The organism is Microbacterium protaetiae (assembly GCF_004135285.1).
GTDB lineage: Bacteria > Actinomycetota > Actinomycetes > Actinomycetales > Microbacteriaceae > Microbacterium > Microbacterium protaetiae.
In genome coordinates this window covers 581,940-601,762 of the sequence record NZ_CP035494.1, presented here as the reverse complement: position 1 = coordinate 601,762, position 19,823 = coordinate 581,940, and the positions used below count along the sequence as shown (strand labels likewise).

Annotated in this window: 16 protein-coding genes; 10 read left to right on the top strand and 6 right to left on the bottom strand. The window is 69.6% G+C overall.

The genetic code is table 11. The annotated features are described in order from the left end of the window. Positions 1-3 precede the first annotated feature (3 nt). The 7 genes from ET475_RS02630 to ET475_RS02600 all read left to right on the top strand — a co-directional run bounded on the left by ET475_RS02630 (position 4) and on the right by ET475_RS02600 (position 8,659). Positions 4-2,355, top strand: coding sequence for a bifunctional metallophosphatase/5'-nucleotidase (locus tag ET475_RS02630; RefSeq protein ID WP_129385755.1), 2,352 nt, complete (start codon positions 4-6; stop codon positions 2,353-2,355). A 192-nt stretch (positions 2,356-2,547) separates the two neighbouring features. Next, positions 2,548-3,030, top strand: coding sequence for a DUF3817 domain-containing protein (locus tag ET475_RS02625; RefSeq protein ID WP_129385753.1), 483 nt, complete (start codon positions 2,548-2,550; stop codon positions 3,028-3,030). Beyond that, complete coding sequence (gene guaA / locus ET475_RS02620) at positions 3,027-4,610, top strand: glutamine-hydrolyzing GMP synthase (protein ID WP_129385751.1); 1,584 nt, start codon at positions 3,027-3,029, stop codon at positions 4,608-4,610. The genes ET475_RS02625 and guaA overlap by 4 nt, the downstream gene beginning before the upstream one ends. Before the next feature lie 171 nt (positions 4,611-4,781). After that, positions 4,782-5,222 carry a nitroreductase family deazaflavin-dependent oxidoreductase gene (locus ET475_RS02615; RefSeq protein WP_129385749.1) on the top strand — a complete coding sequence of 147 codons (441 nt, stop codon included), beginning with the start codon at positions 4,782-4,784 and terminating at the stop codon, positions 5,220-5,222. Further along, entirely contained in the window at positions 5,219-6,583 is a 1,365-nt protein-coding gene (locus ET475_RS02610) for a glycosyltransferase (protein WP_129385747.1), read from the top strand. Before ET475_RS02615 ends, ET475_RS02610 begins: the two co-directional genes overlap by 4 nt. An 868-nt stretch (positions 6,584-7,451) precedes the next feature. Then, positions 7,452-8,075 carry a ClpP family protease gene (locus tag ET475_RS02605; protein WP_129385745.1) on the top strand — a complete coding sequence of 208 codons (624 nt, stop codon included), beginning with the start codon at positions 7,452-7,454 and terminating at the stop codon, positions 8,073-8,075. After that, positions 8,072-8,659, top strand: a complete 588-nt coding sequence (locus ET475_RS02600; RefSeq protein WP_129385743.1) for a ClpP family protease — start codon at positions 8,072-8,074, stop codon at positions 8,657-8,659. The genes ET475_RS02605 and ET475_RS02600 overlap by 4 nt, the downstream gene beginning before the upstream one ends. A gap of 233 nt (positions 8,660-8,892) precedes the next feature. Here ET475_RS02600 and ET475_RS02595 read toward each other — a convergent pair whose 3' ends face one another. From ET475_RS02595 to ET475_RS02580, 3 genes are all read right to left on the bottom strand, one after another. Then, positions 8,893-9,195, bottom strand: a complete 303-nt coding sequence (locus ET475_RS02595; RefSeq protein ID WP_129385740.1) for a helix-turn-helix domain-containing protein — start codon at positions 9,193-9,195, stop codon at positions 8,893-8,895. Between the two features lie 651 nt (positions 9,196-9,846). Beyond that, positions 9,847-10,548 carry a response regulator gene (locus tag ET475_RS02585; protein ID WP_129385736.1) on the bottom strand — a complete coding sequence of 234 codons (702 nt, stop codon included), beginning with the start codon at positions 10,546-10,548 and terminating at the stop codon, positions 9,847-9,849. Next, positions 10,545-12,227 carry an ATP-binding protein gene (locus ET475_RS02580; protein ID WP_129385734.1) on the bottom strand — a complete coding sequence of 561 codons (1,683 nt, stop codon included), beginning with the start codon at positions 12,225-12,227 and terminating at the stop codon, positions 10,545-10,547. The genes ET475_RS02585 and ET475_RS02580 overlap by 4 nt, the downstream gene beginning before the upstream one ends. A 135-nt stretch (positions 12,228-12,362) precedes the next feature. Here ET475_RS02580 and ET475_RS02575 point away from each other — a divergent pair, with 135 nt between their 5' ends. Next, the gene (locus tag ET475_RS02575) at positions 12,363-13,739 is read left to right on the top strand and encodes a cation:dicarboxylate symporter family transporter (RefSeq protein ID WP_129385732.1); all 1,377 of its coding nucleotides are present in this window, start codon (positions 12,363-12,365) and stop codon (positions 13,737-13,739) included. Between the two features lie 450 nt (positions 13,740-14,189). Here ET475_RS02575 and ligD read toward each other — a convergent pair whose 3' ends face one another. Both ligD and ET475_RS02565 read right to left on the bottom strand, forming a co-directional pair. Further along, positions 14,190-15,398 carry a non-homologous end-joining DNA ligase gene (gene ligD / locus ET475_RS02570; protein ID WP_129385730.1) on the bottom strand — a complete coding sequence of 403 codons (1,209 nt, stop codon included), beginning with the start codon at positions 15,396-15,398 and terminating at the stop codon, positions 14,190-14,192. A 198-nt stretch (positions 15,399-15,596) separates the two neighbouring features. After that, the gene (locus ET475_RS02565; protein ID WP_129385728.1) at positions 15,597-16,511 is read right to left on the bottom strand and encodes a Bax inhibitor-1/YccA family protein; all 915 of its coding nucleotides are present in this window, start codon (positions 16,509-16,511) and stop codon (positions 15,597-15,599) included. A gap of 125 nt (positions 16,512-16,636) precedes the next feature. On the opposite strand from ET475_RS02565, the gene ET475_RS02560 reads away from it, so the two are divergent. Then, positions 16,637-17,599 (top strand): glycerophosphodiester phosphodiesterase family protein, encoded by a 963-nt coding sequence (locus tag ET475_RS02560; RefSeq protein WP_129393579.1) that lies wholly within the window; start codon positions 16,637-16,639, stop codon positions 17,597-17,599. A gap of 98 nt (positions 17,600-17,697) precedes the next feature. Here the strand turns inward: ET475_RS02560 and ET475_RS02555 are convergent, their stop codons facing one another. Further along, entirely contained in the window at positions 17,698-18,357 is a 660-nt protein-coding gene (locus ET475_RS02555; RefSeq protein WP_242497739.1) for a type 1 periplasmic-binding domain-containing protein, read from the bottom strand. A gap of 146 nt (positions 18,358-18,503) precedes the next feature. Between ET475_RS02555 and ET475_RS02550 the strand changes: the two genes are divergently transcribed. Then, positions 18,504-19,745, top strand: a complete 1,242-nt coding sequence (locus tag ET475_RS02550; protein ID WP_129385726.1) for a HupE/UreJ family protein — start codon at positions 18,504-18,506, stop codon at positions 19,743-19,745. Positions 19,746-19,823 lie beyond the last annotated feature (78 nt).

Here is a 19,823-nt window from a genome sequence, read left to right as displayed (position 1 = left end):
CGAATGAACCTCGTCCCCGCTCGTGCGCGCACTCGCACCGCAGCACTCGCCCTCGGCACCATCGCCGCCGTCACCCTCGGGGTGATCGGCGCGGCGCCGGCCTCGGCCGCCGACGATCCCGTCGAGATCGACGTGGTTACCATCAACGACTTCCACGGTCGCATCGAGGCAGACGGCGCCTCGGGCGGTGCGGCCGCGCTGGCGACGGCGGTCAAACAGGTGCGCGCGGCCAACCCGAACACGATCTTCGCCGCCGCGGGCGATTTGATCGGGGCATCCACCTTCACCTCGTTCATCCAAGACGACAACCCCACCATCGACGCCCTCAACGCTGCCGGGCTCGAGGTCAGCTCGACCGGCAACCACGAGTACGACCAGGGCTGGGCCGATCTGCGCGACCGGGTGGTGCCGCGCGCCGACTGGGAGTACATCAACTCCAACGTCGTGCTGAAATCGACCGGCGAGCCGGCCCTGGCGCCCTCGTGGGTGAAAGAGGTCGACGGCGTGCGCGTCGGGTTCATCGGGGCGGTCACCGAGGCGCTGGGGTCGCTGGTCTCGCCCGCCGGCATCGCCGATCTCGAGGTGCGCAATATCGCCGATTCCGTCAACGCCGCTGCCGCCGATCTGAAAGACGGCGACGAGTCGAACGGTGAGGCCGACGTGATCATCCTGCTCGTGCACGAGGGGGCGACCACGACCGACGTGTCCAGTGTCACGCCCGACTCACCGCTGGGGCAGATCGTCTACAACGTCGACGATGATGTGAACGCCATCGTGTCGGCGCACACGCACCTGGCCTACAACTTCACGATCGACGGACGGCCGGTGGTCTCGGCTGGCAAGTACGGCGAGGCCTACGGGCTGATGAAGATCAGCGTTGATCCCACCGACAAGTCGGTGCTGTCGATCAGCGACGAGATAAAGCCGCTGGCGGCCGATGGTGTTCCGCTGTACGCCCCCGATCCCACCGTGCAGGGCATCGTCGACGACGCCGTCACAGCGGCCGAGGGCCCGGGTAACGCGACGGTGGGCGCCGTGACGGCCGACTTCAACCGGGCACGGCAGAGTGACGGCGTCACCGAGAACCGCGGCGGCGAATCGACGCTGGGCAACTTCGTCGCCGATGTGCAGCAGTGGTCGACCGGTGCCGACCTGGCTCTGATGAACCCGGGTGGCCTGCGCACCGACATCACCTATGCCTCCAGCGGCGACGGCGACCCCGACGGCAACGTCACCTATCGCGAGGCGGCCACGGTGCAGCCGTTCGCCAACACGATGATGACTACGACGCTCACCGGAGCCCAGCTGAAGCAGGTGCTCGAAGAGCAGTGGCAGCCCGCCGGGGCGAGCCGGCCCATCCTGAAGCTCGGAGTGTCACAGGCGCTGTCGTACACCTATGACCCGACGGCGGCGGCGGGATCGCACATCACGACCATGACGGTGAACGGGGCCACAGTCTCGCCCACCGATACGTTCACGGTCGCGGTGAACTCGTTCCTGGCAGCCGGCGGCGACAACTTCACGACGCTCGCCGAAGGAGCGAACACCGCCGACACCGGCAAGGTCGATCTGCAGTCGATGGTCGACTGGTTCTCGGCGAACGGGACGGCCACGCCCGACAACGCCCAGCGCGCGGTCGGTGTGGTGCTGAGCCCGCCCGACGCCGACGGATACAGCGCCGGCGACACCGTCACGGCAAACCTGTCGTCGCTCGCGTTCAGCGCGGGCGAGCAGGCTCCCGACGAGGTCACCATCTCGCTGGGAGATGCCGAACTGGCCACGAGCGCGGTCGACCCGACCGTGATCGACGCCTCGGATGAGGCAGGACGAGCCGATCTGACCTTCACGATCCCCGACGGGGTCGAGGGAGCGCAGTCGTTGACGGTGAGCGTGGCCTCCACCGGCACGAGCGTGCAGGTGCCGATCGAGATCGCGGCGCCGGCGTTCGACGGCGCTGTCACCGTGAGCGCGAAGAAGGTCGCAGCCGGCGGCAAGCTCGTCATCCGCGGCACCGGCTTCGAGCCTCGCGAGAAGCTCGCGGTGCATCTGCAGCCCAAGAAGGGCGCCGCGGTATCGCTCGGCTCGGTGACGACCGACCGTGACGGCACCTTCCGCGACACGGTGAGCGTGCCGCGATCCACCAAGGCAGGCACGTACACCCTGGTGGTGCGGCAGGCCGATGGCGATAAGGCGACGGCGGCCGTGCAAGTGACCCGCGCGCCAAGCGGCGGCGGCCATGGCCACGGCAACGGCGGTGGGTCCGGCAACGGCGGTGGTCACGGGCACGGTCACGGGTCTGGTGCCGGACACGGCGGCGGCCATGGGCACGGCGGCGGGTGCCTGCCACGCTTCTGACACGCGCTGGCAGTTGCGAAGGGCGGGGTGCGGATGCCGCATCCCGCCCGCGTCGCGCGGTGCGGATGCCGCATCCCGCCCGGATCGCGCGGTGCGGATGCTGCATCCCGCCCGCGTCGCGCGGTGCGCGCACGTGCGCTGAGGCGCCGCTCACCGGGCGAGGGCGATGAAACGCCCGGGTAGGATGGAGCCATGCCTCTCGCCCCCAAGCTGGCGACCTTCCCCGCCATCCGCGGTGCGCTGAAGTTCTACCAGATCTGCTCGATCATCACCGGAACCTTCCTGCTTCTGCTGGTCGCCGAGATGATCCTGAAATACACGCCGATCCAGCTCGAACTCTTCGCCGGTGGTTCGGGCGGGTTCCTCTGGTTCGCGCCGGTGGTCGATGGCCCGAACGGCCTGGAATCGACCGGCGACGGAGTGAACCTGTCGATGGCGATCCTCATCGTGCACGGCTGGTTCTACGTCGTGTATCTCTTCAGCTGCTTCCGTCTGTGGAGCCTGATGCGCTGGCAGTTCGGCCGCTTCATCATGCTGGCAGCCGGTGGTGTCGTACCGTTCCTGTCCTTCATCATGGAGGGCATCGTCGCCCGGGATGCCAAACGCTACCTCGCCGAGCGGGAGGCAGCCGAGGCATCCGATTCGTCCACCCCCGCCTCTGAAGGAGCCCGGTGACCGAGCAGACAGACACCGCGCAGCGTCCGGTTCTCGTCGTCGACTTCGGCGCGCAGTATGCGCAGCTGATCGCGCGTCGCGTGCGTGAGGCGGGCGTGTACAGCGAGATCGTTCCGCACACCGCATCGTCCGCCGAGATCGCGGCACGCAACCCCGTCGCCCTCATCCTGTCGGGCGGACCGTCGTCGGTCTATGCCGAGGGAGCCCCGCGGCTCGACCCCGCGGTGTTCGACCTGGGGCTGCCGACACTGGGCATCTGCTACGGCTTTCAGGTCATGGCGCAGACCCTCGGCGGCGAGGTGGCCAACACCGGCCTGCGCGAATACGGCGCCACCGACGCCGCCCTCACCGGCGACGGCGGCGTGCTGCTGGGCGGCCAGCCCGCCGACCAGAACGTGTGGATGAGTCACGGCGATCAGGTCGCCGCCGCGCCCGAAGGTTTCGAGGTGCTCGCCTCGACCAGCGCGACCCCGGTGGCCGCGTTCGGCAACGACGCGAAGTGCCTGTACGGCGTGCAGTGGCATCCCGAGGTCAAGCACTCCGACCACGGCCAGCAGGTCATCGAGAACTTCCTGCACAAGGCAGCCGGGCTTGCCGCCGACTGGAACAGCGACAGCGTCATCGCCGAGCAGGTCGAGCGCATTCGCGCGCAGGTCGGCGACGCGCGCGTGATCTCGGCGCTGTCGGGCGGGGTCGACTCGGCCGTGTCGACGGCGCTCGTGCACAAGGCCATCGGCGACCAGCTGATCGCCGTGTTCGTCGACCACGGACTGCTGCGCAAGGGCGAGCGCGAGCAAGTGGAGCAGGACTACGTCGCCTCAACCGGTGTGCGCCTGGTGACGGTGGATGCCGCCGACACGTTCCTCGGCCATCTGCAGGGAGTCACCGACCCCGAAGAGAAGCGCAAGATCATCGGCCGCGAGTTCATTCGCGCCTTCGAGAAGGTGCAGCGCGAGCTGGTCGCCGAGGCGGCGGCCGAGGGCGCGCCCATCAAGTTCCTCGTGCAGGGCACGCTGTATCCCGACGTCGTCGAATCGGGCGGCGGCACCGGCACGGCCAACATCAAGAGTCACCACAACGTGGGCGGCCTGCCGGAAGACCTCGACTTCGAGCTCATCGAGCCGCTGCGCACCCTGTTCAAAGATGAGGTGCGCGCCATCGGCCGAGAGCTCGGAATTCCCGACGCGATCGTCTCGCGCCAGCCGTTCCCGGGCCCGGGCCTGGGCATCCGCATCATCGGTGAGGTCACGCGCGACCGCCTTGAGATCCTGCGCGAGGCCGACGCGATTGCTCGCGAAGAGCTCAGCAACGCGGGCCTGGACGGTGAGATCTGGCAGTGCCCGGTTGTGCTGTTGGCCGACGTGCGCTCGGTGGGCGTGCAGGGTGACGGACGCACCTACGGGCATCCGATCGTGCTGCGCCCCGTCTCGAGCGAAGACGCCATGACCGCCGACTGGACGCGGCTGCCCTACGACGTGCTCGCGAAGATCTCGAACCGCATCACCAACGAGGTGCGCGAGATCAACCGGGTCACCCTCGACGTGACCAGCAAGCCGCCGGCAACCATCGAGTGGGAGTAGCCGGCCGCGCGGGGATGCCCGCGCGCGCCGCAGGGGGCAGGTGTGCGGGGATGCCCGCGCGCGCCGCAGCATCCGGCCGCGAGGTGATGCCCTCCCGGTGATGCCCGCGCGCGCCGCAGCATCCGGCCGCGAGGTGATGCCATCCCGCGCCGCAGGGGGCAGGATGGACCAATGACCTCCCGCTACATCGAACCCACCGGGGCAGACGCCGTCTTCAACGGCGTCGTCGGCTTTCTCACCCGCAGCGGAATACCGCTGGCCGGCAGCCGTGTGCTCGCGGTGCGCGGACGCAGTTCGGGGCAGTGGCGCACCACCCCGGTGAACCCGCTGCGAGTCACCGGGCAGCGCTACCTGGTCGCCCCGCGCGGCCAGACCCAGTGGGTGCGCAATCTGCGCGCCGCAGGCACGGGCGAATTGCGCAAGGGCCGGCGGGCCGAGACGTTCACCGCGACCGAAGTGCCCGACGCCGAGAAGCCGCCGATCCTGCGCGCGTACCTGAAGGCGTGGGCGTGGGAGGTCGGACGCTTCTTCGACGGGGTGGACGCCGCATCTCCCGACGAACGGCTTCTCGAGATAGCGCCCGGGTTCCCCGTCTTCCGGATCGCCGCGTGACCCTGCCCGACGCCGCCTACCTCGTGCTGGCCAGCCGGCTCGCCCCCGCGCTGGACGGCGGATTCGCTGTGGCCGTGCCCTGGCGCGTGCGCCAGCTCGCCGATGCCGGGGCGCGGCATCCTCTTCTTCTCACCCTCGACGCGGCAGATTCCGCCACGCATGCGCGGTGGCGTGACGAGCTGGCCGTGCACGGGTTGGATGCCGCCGCCTGGCGCAATCTCTTCGACGACGCGCTCGCCGACCCGTCGTGGCTGTTCGCGGCCGGGCGCGCGGGTCAGGGGGACCCGGCGCGGGAATACCGAGAGATCACGGATGCCGCGGGGCGGCCGCTCGTCTCTCTTCCCGTGATCGCGAACGACCCGGCGTGGCACCTGACCACCGCGCCGGTGGTCGTGCACGCGCCCGGCGGCGATCGGGTGATCGCGGGCTTTCGCGGCCTGTATCGCGCGTGGCTCGCGCACATCGTCGCCCAGGTGCGCGGCGATGATCCTGGCCGGCTGGTGGTCATCGTGTGCGAGGCGCGCCAGGTCGGGGAACTGCTCGTGGGCTGGGGCGATGACAACCTGCGGATCGTGCACACCGTGCACAACTCACATTTGCCGGCGCCCTACGACGACCCCGACGCCGACCTCGCACCGCCGTGGGCGCGCTGGCTCGCACACGTGCACGAGTTCGACGCGGTGCTGTGGCCGACCCGGGCCCAGCGTGACGACATCGCGGTTCGGTTCGGCCCCGACGACGCGTTCCACATCGTGCCGAACCCGATCGAGCTCGGTCCGGCGCCGCGGGATGCGGCATCCCGTGCCCCTGCACGCCTGGTGATGGTGGGCCGGCTGGCCGCACAGAAGCGGGTCGATCTGGCCATCGAGGCATTCGCGCGCGTGCACGCGGCGGTGCCGGCGGCGACGCTGGACATCTACGGCGACGGCGCACAGCGCGAGGCGCTGCAGGCCCTGATCGATGCACGCGGCCTCGGTGCGGCGGTCCACCTGCGCGGTCCGATCACCCCCGCCGACCGCGACGTCGTGTACGACGAGGCGACGCTGCTGCTGTCGACGGCGGCATTCGAGGGACAAGGGCTGTCGATCGCAGAGGCGCTTGCCCGCGGGCTGCCGGTGGTCGCGTTCGACGCGAAATACGGACCGCGCGAGGTGATCGGCGAGGGGGGCGTGCTCGTCGCGCCCGGCCAGGTCGAGGCGTTCGCCGACGCCGTCGTCGCATTGCTGCGCGACCCGGTGCATCGTGCGGAACTCTCGCGCGCCGCGCGCGAAGCGGCGCGGCGCTTCGCGCCCGAGGCCATTCGGCCGGCGCTTGTGGCTGCGATCACGGCCGCGGTGCGGCATCCCTCCCGCCGCGGGTGAGGCGAGGGGCCGGTGTGTGCGGGGCCGTGGGGCCGTGGGGCGATGTGCGGGGCCGTGGGCGGGGCCCGTGTGTGGGGCCCGTGGGCCGGTGTGCCGTCCGGAAATGCCGGTTCGCGCGGGGAAAGCGGCGTTATCGGACGGGGCTGGTGTGCGGAGTCGGTGTCTGGGGCTGGTGTGCCGTCTGGAAGTGTCGGTTCGCGGGTGGGATGCGGCGATTCGGGCCGGGGGATGCTCACGCGTCGGGGGTAGGTGGCGGTCGGGGTGGAGCGTGGCGGGGGATGCCGTCCGGAAGTGTCGGTTCGGAGGTGGGATGCGACGATTCGGGCCGGGGGATGCTCACGCGTCGGGGGTAGGTGGCGGTCGGGGTGGAGCGTGGCGGGGGATGCCGTCCGGAAGTGTCGGTTCGGAGGTGGGATGCGACGATTCGGGCCGGGGGATGCTCACGCGTCGGGGGTAGGTGGCGGTCGGGGTGGAGCGTGGCGGGTGGATGCCGTCCGAGTGTGTCGGATCGCGGGTGGGATGCGGCGTTATCGGACGGGGCTGGTGTGTGGGGCTGGCGTGCCGTCCGGAAGTGTCGGTTCGGAGGTGGGATGCGGCGATTCGGGCCGGGGGATGCTCACGCGTCGGGGGTGGGTGACGGTCGGGGTGGAGGGTGGCGGGGATGCCGTCCGGAAGTGTCGGTTCGGAGGTGGGAGGCGGCGATTCGGGCCGGGGGATGCGGGTGTGGCGGGCGAATGCCGTCCGGAAGCGTCGGTTCGGAGGCAGGATGCGACGATTCGGGCCGGGGTGTGGCTCGGCGCCGCCGACAGCGGATCCGCCGTGAGCAGGATGCCGCGCACACACGCCGCGCGCCGCTCAGGCTGGGGTCATGACAGAAGACATCAAGGTTCCCGCGTTCGGTGAGGCCGCGCGCCGCGAGCTATACACGCAGCGGGTGCTCGTGCTTGACGGAGCGCTCGACGACGACAACGGCACGTTGCTGGCCACGCAGCTGCTGGCACTGGCGGCCGAGGACGAATCGACCGACATCGCTCTGTGGATCCACTCGCCCGGCGGTTCGGTTCCGGCGATGCTGGCCATTCGCGACGTCATGCGGCTCATCCCGAACGACGTGAGTACGCTCGTGCTGGGGATGGCCGCGAGCGCCGGGCAGTTCCTGCTCTCGAGCGGCACGAAGGGAAAGCGCAGGGCGCTGCCGCACGCACGCATCCTCATGCATCAGGGCTCGAGCGGCATCGGCGGGTCAGCCGTCGAGGTCGAGGCGCAGGCCGACGACCTGCGCCACATGCGTGACACGGTGCTCGGCCTGATCGCCGATGACACCGGGCAGAGCCCGACACGCGTGTTCGAGGACTCGTTGCACGACCGCTGGTACACCGCGTCGCAGGCGCGTGAGTACGGCTTCATCGACGGGATTGTCAGCCGCTTCGACGAAGTGGTGCCGCGGCGGCGCAGACCGGTGGGAATCGGCGTGGAGACAGAAGCGGCATGAGCGGATACAGCATCCCGAACGTCGTCGCGCAGAACCCGCGCGGCGACCGGATCATGGACGTGTACTCGCACCTGCTCGGTGAGCGGATCGTGTACCTCGGCACCGGCATTGACGCGGGCGTGGCCAACGTGCTCATTGCGCAGCTGCTGCACCTGGACTCGGAGAGCCCCGAGCGCGACATCCAGCTCTACATCAATTGTGAGGGCGGTGACCCGTCGGCGATGCTCGCCGTCTACGACACGATGCAGCACGTGCGCCCGGATGTCGCGACCACGTGCATCGGGCAAGCGGTGGGTGTCGGCGCGGTGATGCTTGCGGCCGGGGCCGCGGGCAAGCGTGCCCTGCTGCCGCACGCCCGCGTTGTGCTCGATCAGCCTGCGGGACAGGGCCGCGGCGCCATTCCCGATCTCATCGTGCAGGCCGACGAGCTCGTGCGCGTGCGCGGTGACGTCGAGCAGATCCTGTCACGGCACACCGGGCAGGATGCCGCGCGGCTGCGTGCCGACACAGATCGTGACCGCTTCTTCACGGCCGACGACGCCGTGGCGTACGGGCTGGCCGACCGCGTGCTCGCGGGGAGTTAGGCGGGGAGACGTGGGCGGGTGAGCGGGCTTGCGCGTCGGGGCGGCGAGGCGGCGCCGCGTGTGGATGGGTGGGCTCCCGGGCGGCGCGTCGGGCGGCGCGCCAGGCAGTCAGCAGCAGGGCGCCGGGCTGTGGGGCGTGCGTCGGACGGGGCGGCGGGGCAGATCGGCGGCCTGTAGGGCGCGCGTCGGACGCACTCGCGGCCAGGTGATTGGGCGGAGAGGTGAGCGGCGCGTCAGGCGGCCAGCAGCAGGGCACCGCGGGTCGGCACGGCCTCACGCAGGTCGTCGGCGACGGCCGAGGCAAGGTCGATCAGGCTCAGATCGAGCGCCCCGGCGACGGCGGCGAGCATCTCGCTCGAGGGTTCTTTGAGTCCGCGTTCCATTTCGGAGAGGTACTGGGGTGAGACCCCTGACCGCTCCGCGGTATCGGCGAGGCGCTCGCCGCGCTCATGACGGGTGCGGCGCAGCACGTCGCCGGCGGCTTCGCGCCACAACGGCTCGGGACGGGACGGATGCAGCGGGATGATCTCGGCCATGCGCTCACGATAAGGCGGGGCCGGCGTCGAACGTGCGCCGTTCCGCTCACAGCGGATCCGTGGGGCCGGTCCCAGCGCTGATGCAGGTGTCCCCGCCCGCGGCGGCGGTGCCGTGGTGCTGGCGCCGAAACAAGGGATTCCGCGCGAAACCGGGGGCGAGGCCCTGGGTCTCGGCGGGAATCCCTTGTCTCGGCGTCTTGGTGGGGGTGCCCGGGTCTGGCGGGGGTCCCGGGCCGCCCGGAGGCTCGGGCGCCGTGGTGCTGGCGGCGTGGTGTTGGCGCCGTGGTGCTGGCGCCGAAACAGGGGATTCCGCGCGAAACAAGGGGCGAGGCCGTGGGTCTCGGCGGGAATCCCTTGTCTCGGCGTCTTGGTCGGGGTGCCCGGGGTCTGGCGGGGGTCCCGGGCCGACCGGAGGCTCGGGCGTAGTGGTGCTGGCGTGGTGGGTCGGGCGTGGTGGTGCTGGCGCCGAAACAGGGGATTCCGCGCGAAACAAGGGGCGAGGCCCTGGATCTCGGCGGGAATCCCCTGTCTCGGCGTTTTCGGCGTCTTCGGCGTTTTCGGCGGGCTCCGCGGCCGAGGCGCCTGCGGCGGGCTCGGCGGCCAAGGCGCCCTCGGCGCGTTCGGCTGTCAGGGGGGCGGAGGGCACCGGCCTCACACCCACCGGTACTCGTAGGTGGGGCGGCCCGGCGTGCCGTGACGCGGCTGCTTGACCGCCTGCTTCGTCTCGGCCAGATACTCCAGGTAGCGCCGGGCGGTCACGCGTGAGAGCGCGAGGCGCTCACCGACTTCGGCGGCCGACAGGGCCGCGCCGGCGCCGCGAACTTCGTCGCAGACAGCGGCGAGCGTCTCTTCGAGCAGCCCCTTGGGAAGGCTGTTCTGCGAGACCGAGCGCAGGGCGCTCAGCGCATTGTCCACCTCATGCTGCGTGGCCAGCGTGCCGGTGTGGGTGAGGTTGAGGCGAAAGTCGCGCTGGTTCTCGAGCTTCTCGCGAAACGCCGCGAAGGTGAAGGGCTTGATCAGATACTGCGCCACTCCCGACGAGATCGCCGAGCGCACCACCTGCAGGTCGCGCACGGCGGTGACCGCGATGATGTCGGCGTCGTGCCCCTTCCGGCGCAGGCGATGGGCGACGTCGAGCCCGTGCGCGTCGGTGAGGTTCATGTCGAGCAGCACGATGTCGACGGGCGAGCCGGATGCGGCGGCGGCATCCAATCGCGTGAGCGCATCGGCTGCGGTCAGCGTGACGCCCGCGACGGCGAACCCCGGCACGCGACGAACGTAGTCGGCGTGCGCGTGGGCGGTCACCGGGTCGTCGTCGACGATGAGCACCTGCACCTCGGATTCCTCGGTCATGTGCGACCTCGGCCCGCGTGCTCGGCGTCGCGACGCGACGTGAGGGGAAGGGTGACCGTGAAGATCGCGCCACCGTCGGATTCGATTTCGAGCGTGCCGCCGAGCCGCGATACGGCCTGTCGCACGAGAACGAGCCCGTAGCCGCGGCCGCCGCCGACGGCCGGTGCCGCCTTGCTCGACTCACCCAGGTGGAAGATCGTGTCGATGGTGCCGGTGTCAAGGCCCGGTCCGGAATCGGCGATCGTGATGGTGAGCTCGCCGTCTGACACCGAGAAGTCGGCCCAGACGTGGCGTTCGTCCGACGAGGCGGCGGCGTCGAGGGCGTTGTCGAGCAGGTTGCCGGTGACGGTGACAAGATCGCGCGCATCGAGGGAATCGGGCGGAAGCTCGCCGGCGGCGGTGATGGTCATACGGATGCCGCGCTCATGCGCCTGCGCGGCTTTGCCGATCATCAGCGCGGTGATGAACGGCTCATCCAGCGACTGCACGAACGAGTCGGTGAGACGCTGCGATTCCTGCTGGTCGCGCACCGCGAACTCGAGCGCCTCTTTCTCGCGGCCGAGCTCGATGAGGGTCGCCACGGTGTGCAGCCGGTTCGCGTGCTCGTGGGTCTGGGCGCGCAGAGCCTGCGACAGCGTCGTCATCGTCTCGAGCTCGCCGGTGAGTTCCTGGATGTCGGTGCGGTCGCGCAGCGTCGCGACCGTTCCCATGCTGCCACGCTCGCGGATGCGCGTTCCGGCGGGCTGGCGCGCCTGCTTCTGGTTGACCACGATCACCCGGTCACTGGTCAGGTGGATCTCGTCGTCGGCATCGCGTCCGGACGACAGCAGGGAGCGGATGGATGCCGGCAGCCGCAGCTGCGACACGGCGATAGGCTCGCGCTCGCCGCCGGTGGGCAGTCCCAGCAGCTCAGCCGCCTGATCGTTGTAGAGCACCAATTGGCCCTGGTCGTCGACGAGGATGAGGCCCTCGCGGAGCGAGTGCAGCGCGGAGTCGTAAAAGGCGAAGAGCCTGCGCAGTTGCTCGGGGCCGTAGCCGAGGGTGACTCGGCGAAGGTAGCGGCTGAGAATCCACGAGCCGATGCCGCCGAGGGCCATTGCCACCAGCGCGATGAGGATGATCTGCGGAACCGCGGCCGCCTGCGCGATCGAGATCGTCTGCAGAGTCACCCCGACCGAGACCATCGCCGTGACCTCGCCGGCGGCGTCGAACACCGGCGCAATGGCGCGCACCGACGGGCCGAGAGTGCCTGCGTACTCCTCGATCTGGCTGTGTCCCTCCAACGCGGCCCCGATGCTGCCGATGTACGGCTTGCCTAGCTGCGCGGGATCAGGATGCGTGTACCGCGTGCGGTCGCGGTCCATGATCGTGATGAAGTCGACGTCGGCAGCGGTCATCACCGTGAGAGCGTACGGCTGCAGTGCGGCCGAAGGATCGTCGTGCTGCACGGCGTCGGTGACGAAGGGATCGTTCGCGAGGGTCTCGGCGATGCTGAGCACGCGGTCTGCCGTCGCGGCGCGCATCTGCGCGCGCGTGGAGGCGTAGCTGGTGATGCTGAGGGCGGCGCAGATGATTGCGATGAGCAGCAGCTGTGTGATGAAGACGATGCGCGCAAGCGAGCCGTGCCGCACGTGACGTCGTTGCGCCTGCAGTGCCGCCGTGGCGCCTGAATCGGCCATCAGCACCTCCTTCCGACTCCAGGGTCGCATGCGCGGTCGTTGCCTGCCGAGAACACTATGAACGCAACCGTGATCGCGCCGCGCGATCCGATGATCATGGTGACGCAACATCCCCAACCGGACATTGGAGTCGGCATGGCAATGACGCCACAACACAGTACGACGCACGCAGCGGCCCAGACCGCGCCCGTACGCAAGAAGGACCGCACGCACTGGCTTTACATCTCGGTGATCGTCGCCGTGGTGCTCGGGGCCGCGATCGGCCTCATTTTTCCCGAGGTCGGTATCGCACTCAAGCCCCTCGGCACGGCGTTCGTCGCGTTGATCAAGATGATCATCGCCCCCATCATCTTCTGCACACTTGTGCTCGGTGTCGGATCGGTGGCAAAGGCGGCGACCGTCGGCAAGGTCGGCGGACTCGCCCTGGTCTACTTCCTGATCATGGCGACGGTCGCCCTCATCATCGGACTGCTGGTCGGCAATCTCATCCACCCGGGCACAGGTCTGCACCTGAAGCCGTATGACGCGAGCGGCGGCGGAGACTCCAACGCGACCGTCGACTTTCTGATGAGCCTCATACCGGGCGACATCCCGGTGCTTCCGACGCTGGTGCTCGCCCTTCTCGTGGGCTTCGCGCTGCAATCCATGGGCAAGGCGGGAGAGCCTGTGGTCAACGGCATCCGGCACATCCAGGCGGTGGTCTTCAAGATCATGATGATGATCATGTGGACGGCCCCGGTCGGCGCGTTCGGTGCGATCGCGGCTGTCGTCGGTGCCACCGGCTGGGCGGCGCTGGGCTCGATGGCGATTCTGCTGGGCGCTTTCTATCTGACGTGCGCGCTGTTCATCGTGATCGTGTTGGGCGGCATCCTCAGGGTCGTCACTGGCCTGAACATCTTCCGTCTGATGAAGTACCTCGGCCGTGAGTACCTGCTCATCTTCTCGACCTCGTCGTCGGAGTCGGCGCTGCCGCGGCTGATCGCCAAGATGGAGCACGCGGGTGTCTCGAAGGCGGTCGTGGGCATCACGGTGCCCACCGGATACTCGTTCAACCTCGATGGCACGGCCATCTACCTCACGATGGCGTCGCTGTTCGTCTCGTCGGCGATGGGCATGCCGATGAGTCTGCCTCAGCAGATCTCGCTGCTGGTGTTCATGATCATCGCGTCGAAGGGCGCTGCCGGTGTGACCGGCGCGGGCCTGGCGACCCTGGCCGCCGGACTTCAGGCGCACCGCCCCGAGCTGCTCGACGGGATGGGCGTGATCGTGGGGATCGACAAGTTCATGTCGGAGTGCCGCGCGCTGACCAACTTCACCGGCAATGCCGTGGCGACTCTGCTCGTCGGCCGCTGGACCCACGAGATCGACCTGGTGCAAGCGCGATCCGCGCTCTCGGGCGCCAGTCCGTTCGACGAGCTCGCCCTCGAAGCCGATGGCCACGCCACCGCCGCGGTGCCGGCGGAGGCTGAGGCGGCGGCCGAGCAGCCGAAGGAGCTGACCCCGGTCCACTGAGCCGGGTGCCGCCGCGCCGCGGAGCGGCGGCGCGCGGCGTAGCGCCGCCGAGCGCCGAAACAGGGGATTCCGGGCGAAACCGGGGGCGTGGCCCTGGGTCTCGGGGGGAATCCCTTGTCTCGGCGTCGTGGTGGGGGGCCCGGGGTCGGGTGAGGTCCCCCGGGCCGCCCGGAGGCTCGGGCGTCGTGCTGCTGGCGGCATGGTGCAGCGGCGTGGTGCCGTCGTGGTGGGGGGCCCGGGGTCGGGTGAGGTCCCCCGGGCCGCCCGGAGGCTCGGGCGTCGTGCTGCTGGCGGCATGGTGCAGCGGCGTGGTGCCGGCGCCGAAACAAGGGATTCCGGGCGAAACCGGGGGCGTGGCTCTGGGTCTCGGGGGGAATCCCTTGTTTCGACGTTTCGATGAGCGGGGCGGCGGCCGGGCCGGGGCGGCGGGGCGCGCGCGGGGGCGGGGCGTCAGCGCGCCGGGCGCCAGGGATCGTAGTCGGCCAGGAGCGGCTCGGGCGCCGGGCGCTCGGTCTCGGGCACGTGCTGCAGATTTATCCGCACCCGGTACCACAGCGAGCTCGAGCCGCGCATGCCGTCGACGAGCACGTCGGCGGGATGCAGCATCCTCGCCACCGACGCGTGCGCCGCCTTCCACTGCTCGAGCGCAGCCTCGGCCTCGGGCTTGGTCCGGGTGCGGGCGATCTCGATCAGCGGCATGGTCGACGTGCGCCGTCCGGCCCCGCGCGGCGGTTTGGCGGCCGGGCCGAGCCGCTCGGCCAGCTGCAGCAGCGGCTGCAGCGATCCGGCGGCCTCGTCGATGCCGGCGTGGGCATCGCCTTGCTCGGCGAAACGCTGCGGCACCGTGCCGACGGTGAACTCCTGCGGCCGGCACGCCCGCAGCTCTTCCCAGCCGATCGGCATCGACACCCGGGCATCGGGCAGTGCGCGCACCGAATAGGCGGATGCCACGGTGCGGTCCTTCGCGTTCTGGTTGTAGTCGACGAACACGGCCTCGCCGCGCTCTTCCTTCCACCATTGCGCGGTGGCAAGACCCGGTGCGCGGTCGGCGACCTCGCGGGCGAGCGCCTCGGCGGCCGACCGCACCTGGGCGAAATCCCATTCGGGGCGAATGCGCACGAGAATGTGGATGCCCCGCGATCCGCTGGTCTTCGGCCATCCCACCAGCCCGTGATCATCGAGCACGTCGCGCGCGATGAAGGCGGCATCCACTATCTGCGACCACTCCACGCCCGGCATCGGGTCAAGGTCGACCCGCAGCTCGTCGGGGTGGTCGAGGTCTTCAGCGCGGACCGCGTGCGGGTTCAGGTCGAGGCATCCGAGGTTCACGATCCAGACCAGGCCCGCGGCATCCCGGATCACCGCCTCTTCGGCCGACGTGCCCGACGCATAGTGCAGCGTTGCGGTGTCGATGGAGGGCGGGTGGTTCTCGGGCACGCGCTTCTGGAAGAACGGCTCGGCGTCGATCCCCTTCACGAAACGCTTGAGCACGAGCGGGCGGCCGCCCGCTCCGCGCAGAGCCCCGTCGGCGACGGCGAGGTAGTAGCGCACGAGATCGAGCTTGGTCACGCCGGGCTCGGGGAAGACCACCTTGTCGGGGTGCGAGATGCGCACGTCGACCCCGTCGACGTCGAGATGGGTCTCGTCTTTCGCGGCCATGAACGCCACGGTAGTGACGGCGGGATGCCGCGGCCAGGCCCTTGCGCGAACGGCGAGAGGGACCGCCCAGCGAGACCGCGCGGCCAGACCCTTGCGTGAACGCCGACGGGGACCGCCCAGCTAGACCGCCCGGCCAGGCCCTTGCGCAAACTCTGAAGGGGACCGCCCGGCCGGGCGATCCCCTTCAGAACGCGGTGGTCAGTTGCTGCGCGCGATGGCGATGATCCGCAGGATCTCGACGTAGAGCCAGACGACGGTGACCATGATGCCGAAGCCGCCGAGCCAGCCGTACGTGCGCGGAGCGCGGTTGCGCACGCCCTGCTGGATGAAGTCGAAGTCCTGCACCAGCGAGTATGCAGCCATGATGACGACGAAGACGCCGATGATCAGACCCAGCGGAATGCCGAAGACCTGCTGGCTGAGCATGCCGAACGGACCCGCCGAGTCGGCCGGGAAAGCTCCGAACATCATCATCACGACGTTGATGAGGGAGAAGACCAGATAACCGATCATCGCGATCATCCAGATCTTGGTCGCCCGCTTCGAGGCGCGGATCTTTCCGCTGGCGAACAGGGCCAGGGTGACCCCCACGACCGACAGAGTGCCCAGGGTGGCCTGCAGCACGATGCCCGGCCACATGATCTCGAAGAACGCCGAGATGCCGCCGATGAACAGACCCTCGAACGCCGCATACCCGAAGATGAGCGCGGGGCGCACCTTCTTGGAGAACGAGATGATCATCGCCAGGACGAATCCGACGCCCAGGCCCACGATCCACGGCACGATCGTCGGGGTGGGGTTGGCGACGGTGACGGTCGACATCGACCACACCCAGCCGACGACGGCGGTGACCACCAGCACGGCGAAAAGGCCGAGCGTCTTGAAGACGGTGTCTTCGACGGTCATCCGGTCGGTCTCGATGGCGCCGGCCGGGGGAGCGGCGAACTGCCCCTCGAGCTGGGCGTTCACCGATGCGGCCTGAGCCTGCTGCGCGAAGGTGGTGGACTGCGCTTGTCCACCGATGTTTGCGGCCTGCGCTCCACCGGGGTAGCTCTTGACGGCGCGCTGGTCCTGGAACGCCGGATTGTTGAAGGCGGGGTTTGCCGAGGGCATGCTCGCACTCTCCGAATCTGTGGACAGCTATCTGCTGTGTCTCCACGATAACGGTCAAGTCGCATCGGCGCGCCCTCGCGGGCTGGGATTCCGCCATGAGCGGTGCGTAGCCTGAGAGCGTGAGCATGCTCGTGATCGGCCATCGCGGTGCCCCCGGGTACCGGCCCGAGCACACCCGGTCGTCGTACGAACTCGCTCTGGCGCAGGGGGTGGATGCCGTCGAGCCAGACGTCGTGGCCACGAAAGACGGCGTGCTGGTCGTGCGGCACGAGAACGAGATCTCGGGCACGACCGATGTCGCCGACCACCGGGAGTTCGCCGCACGGCGCACCACCAAGCACATCGACGGACACCGCGTCAGCGGGTGGTTCACCGAGGACTTCACCTGGGACGAGCTGGCCACGCTGCGATGCAGGGAGCGGCTGCCCCGACTGCGCCGTGAGAACACCAGGTTCGACGGTCAGGAGCCGATGCTGCGGCTGCGTGATGTGCTCGACCTGGCTGCGGCGGCGGGCCGCGGGGTGGTGCTGGAGATCAAGCACGCGACCTATTTCGCCGAAATCGGCTGGGATCTGGCCGCGCTGGTCGACAGCGAGCTGCGGGCGGCCGGCTGGGCCGGCGGCATCCATCCCCTCGTCATCGAGTCGTTTGAATCGACCGTGCTCGCGCAGCTGCGTGCGCGCGGCATCCCGGCCCAGTACGTGTATCTGCTCGAGGCGCACGGGCGGCCCGCCGATCTCGTGGCCGCGCAGGGCTCGCACGCGCCGAGCTACGCCTGGACGGCCTCGCCGCCCGGGCTCGATACGCTGACCGACACCGTGGACGGCATCAGCGTGGACAAGAGATTCCTCACCTCGGCGAAGCGGGGCGGTGCCGCGCTGGTGTCCGCCGCGCACGCGCGCGGGCTCGTCGTGTTCACCTGGACGTGCCGGCCTGAGAACCTGTTCCTCGCTCGCCGGTATCGCCGGGGGATCGCGCCGGCCGCGTTCGGCGACTACGTCGCAGAATGGCGGATGCTGCGCGGCACCGGTGTCGACGGGGTGTTCGCCGACCACCCCGACCTGGCCGTGGCCGTCTTTCGCGGCTGACGTTGGTCTGCGCCCCCGGCCACGGGCGCGGCTCACTGCCAGAGCCCCACGTCGGCGAGATCCCGCCGCCCTTCGCCGGCCAGAGCGGTCGAACAGGGTCAGTCGATCCAGAGCACCACGCCCGTCAGGTCGCTGAGGACGGCCGCGGCGCCGGCGCGGATGGCTGCCGCGCAGCGCTCGGGCGTGAACGAGGCAGCGTCGTACGTCGAAGACATGCCGAGCCCGGCACCCCGGAACGAGGCTCCGTTCCAGTCGACCGCGGTGACGTTCTCTGTGGGCTCTGCCAGCTCGGCGCCGACGACGAGAAACGTCTGGTCGAGATGGTTGGCCGACACGAGGGCCAACGGGTCGATGAGGTCGTTACCCGCCACCACGATCAAATCCCCGCCGGCATCCATCGCCTGCGTGATGCCACCTACGTGGTCGTCGTCTGCGTGCACCATGCGCAGGTCGACGTGCTCGGTCGCAGCCCACGCCTGCACGGCGGCAACGAGCGCCCGCGTCGCCGGGTCGTCGCCGGCGGTGAGCAAGACGACCCGGTAGCCTACGGCCGGATGCACCCCCGCCCATGAACCGGCGGCCGGCAGGATAGTCGCCTCAGGGCTGGGCGCCGGTGTCGGGATGAACCCCGCGCCCGGAGTGCCGATCGGGGCGGGTGCTTCCCGGGTGCGGTCCCACGAATCGGCGCAGCCGGTGAGGACGACGCTGGATGCGAGGCAGCCGGCGAGCAGCGACATGATGGGCACGCGTGACGGCACGTTCTGATCCTCCGTTTCGGGGTCTGCTCTCCACTCTCGGCCATACGCGATGCGGCAGGCACCGGTCGCGCACACCGTTCGCCCGCCGTTCCCCAGTCGTTCACCCGCGGCCGCCAGTGTGCTCACCGAACGAAGGAGAACTCCGCATGCCCGATCACCCACATTCCTTCGCCGGCTGTTCGCGCATCGCCGCACTCGTCCGAGCGATCTTGATCACCGTGCTCGCTCTGTGCGCATCGATCTCGGTTGCCGCTTCGGCGTCGGCCCACGGCTTCACCTCGGTCGTCTTCGCCGACATCACGTCGGCCGGGTCGGGCACTGCGCGCGTCGAACTTCAGCTGGAATACGACCTTCTCGTTGTCTCGGCAGCCGATGCCGAGAACGATGATGCGCTGTTCCGGGAGGGGACCGCGGCGTTCGAAGACGAGGATGCCGCGGCACAGTCGGCAGCGCTGGAGGCCCACGCCGACACGGTGCTCCACTATGTCGCCGACCGATTCACGGTGAGCGCCGATGGCACCGCATGCACCCCGGCTCGGGCGGGAGAGATCACGATGACGGTGCAGGAGGGCGTGCCTTATGCAGTGTTCGTGCTGCACGAACAGTGCCCGCCCACGAGCGACGGTCATGTCGTGACCAGCACGCTGTTCGCGGATGAGGAGGGGTACGTGACCGGCACGAAGACGCTTGTGACCTACGCGCTCGACCTGCAGTCGGGCAGTGCGGCACTCGAGGCTGCACACCCCTCGTTCTCGACGCAGCAGTCTGTCCTCGAGCGATTCTGGGAGTTCTTCACCCTGGGCGCCGAGCACCTGCTCACCGGCATCGACCACATTCTGTTCCTGCTCGCACTGATCGCCGGGTCACGGCGCCTGCGTGAAATCGTTCTCGCTGCCACCGCGTTCACCCTCGCGCACTCGGTGACCTTCATCCTGGCGGCGACCGGACTGGTGTCGGCGCCCGCCGCGATCGTCGAACCGGTGATTGCGCTGTCGATCGCGATCGTCGCGGCCTGGTACCTGTGGCGCATCTGGCGACGCGGCGCGGCGGCCACCGAGCTCGACACCCGGACCGGCACGCTCGGCCTGGACCGCGCCGGCTGGCTGCGCCTGGGCGTGGTGTTCCTGTTCGGACTCGTACACGGCCTGGGCTTCGCGTCGGCCCTGGGCATCGACGAGCCGTGGTCGTGGACGTTGCTGTGGTCTCTGCTGGTGTTCAACCTCGGCATCGAGGCCGTGCAGATCGGGATCATCCTCCTCGTCTTCCCCGTCCTGGCACTGCTGCGCCATCGCGCGCCCCGCGCCGAACTCTGGGTCACCGGCCTGCTCGCGCTCGGTGTCACCGCCGTCGGATTGTTCTGGTTTGTGCAGCGCGTGCTCAGCCTATGAATGCGCTGAATTCTTCTTCGCCGAGATACGTGTGTGCCGCGCGGTGTTCACGTTCCGGACACCTGGCACGCGAATCGT

Coding starts and splice junctions, on each gene's coding strand:
- ET475_RS02630 (WP_129385755.1), top strand. CDS start 4: ATGAACCTCGTCCCCGCTCGTGCGCGCACTCGCACCGCAGCACTCGCC.
- ET475_RS02625 (WP_129385753.1), top strand. CDS start 2,548: ATGCCTCTCGCCCCCAAGCTGGCGACCTTCCCCGCCATCCGCGGTGCG.
- ET475_RS02615 (WP_129385749.1), top strand. CDS start 4,782: ATGACCTCCCGCTACATCGAACCCACCGGGGCAGACGCCGTCTTCAAC.
- ET475_RS02605 (WP_129385745.1), top strand. CDS start 7,452: ATGACAGAAGACATCAAGGTTCCCGCGTTCGGTGAGGCCGCGCGCCGC.
- ET475_RS02600 (WP_129385743.1), top strand. CDS start 8,072: ATGAGCGGATACAGCATCCCGAACGTCGTCGCGCAGAACCCGCGCGGC.
- ET475_RS02595 (WP_129385740.1), bottom strand. CDS start 9,195: ATGGCCGAGATCATCCCGCTGCATCCGTCCCGTCCCGAGCCGTTGTGG.
- ET475_RS02585 (WP_129385736.1), bottom strand. CDS start 10,548: ATGACCGAGGAATCCGAGGTGCAGGTGCTCATCGTCGACGACGACCCG.
- ET475_RS02580 (WP_129385734.1), bottom strand. CDS start 12,227: ATGGCCGATTCAGGCGCCACGGCGGCACTGCAGGCGCAACGACGTCAC.
- ET475_RS02575 (WP_129385732.1), top strand. CDS start 12,363: ATGGCAATGACGCCACAACACAGTACGACGCACGCAGCGGCCCAGACC.
- ligD (WP_129385730.1), bottom strand. CDS start 15,398: ATGGCCGCGAAAGACGAGACCCATCTCGACGTCGACGGGGTCGACGTG.
- ET475_RS02565 (WP_129385728.1), bottom strand. CDS start 16,511: ATGCCCTCGGCAAACCCCGCCTTCAACAATCCGGCGTTCCAGGACCAG.
- ET475_RS02560 (WP_129393579.1), top strand. CDS start 16,637: ATGCTCGTGATCGGCCATCGCGGTGCCCCCGGGTACCGGCCCGAGCAC.
- ET475_RS02550 (WP_129385726.1), top strand. CDS start 18,504: ATGCCCGATCACCCACATTCCTTCGCCGGCTGTTCGCGCATCGCCGCA.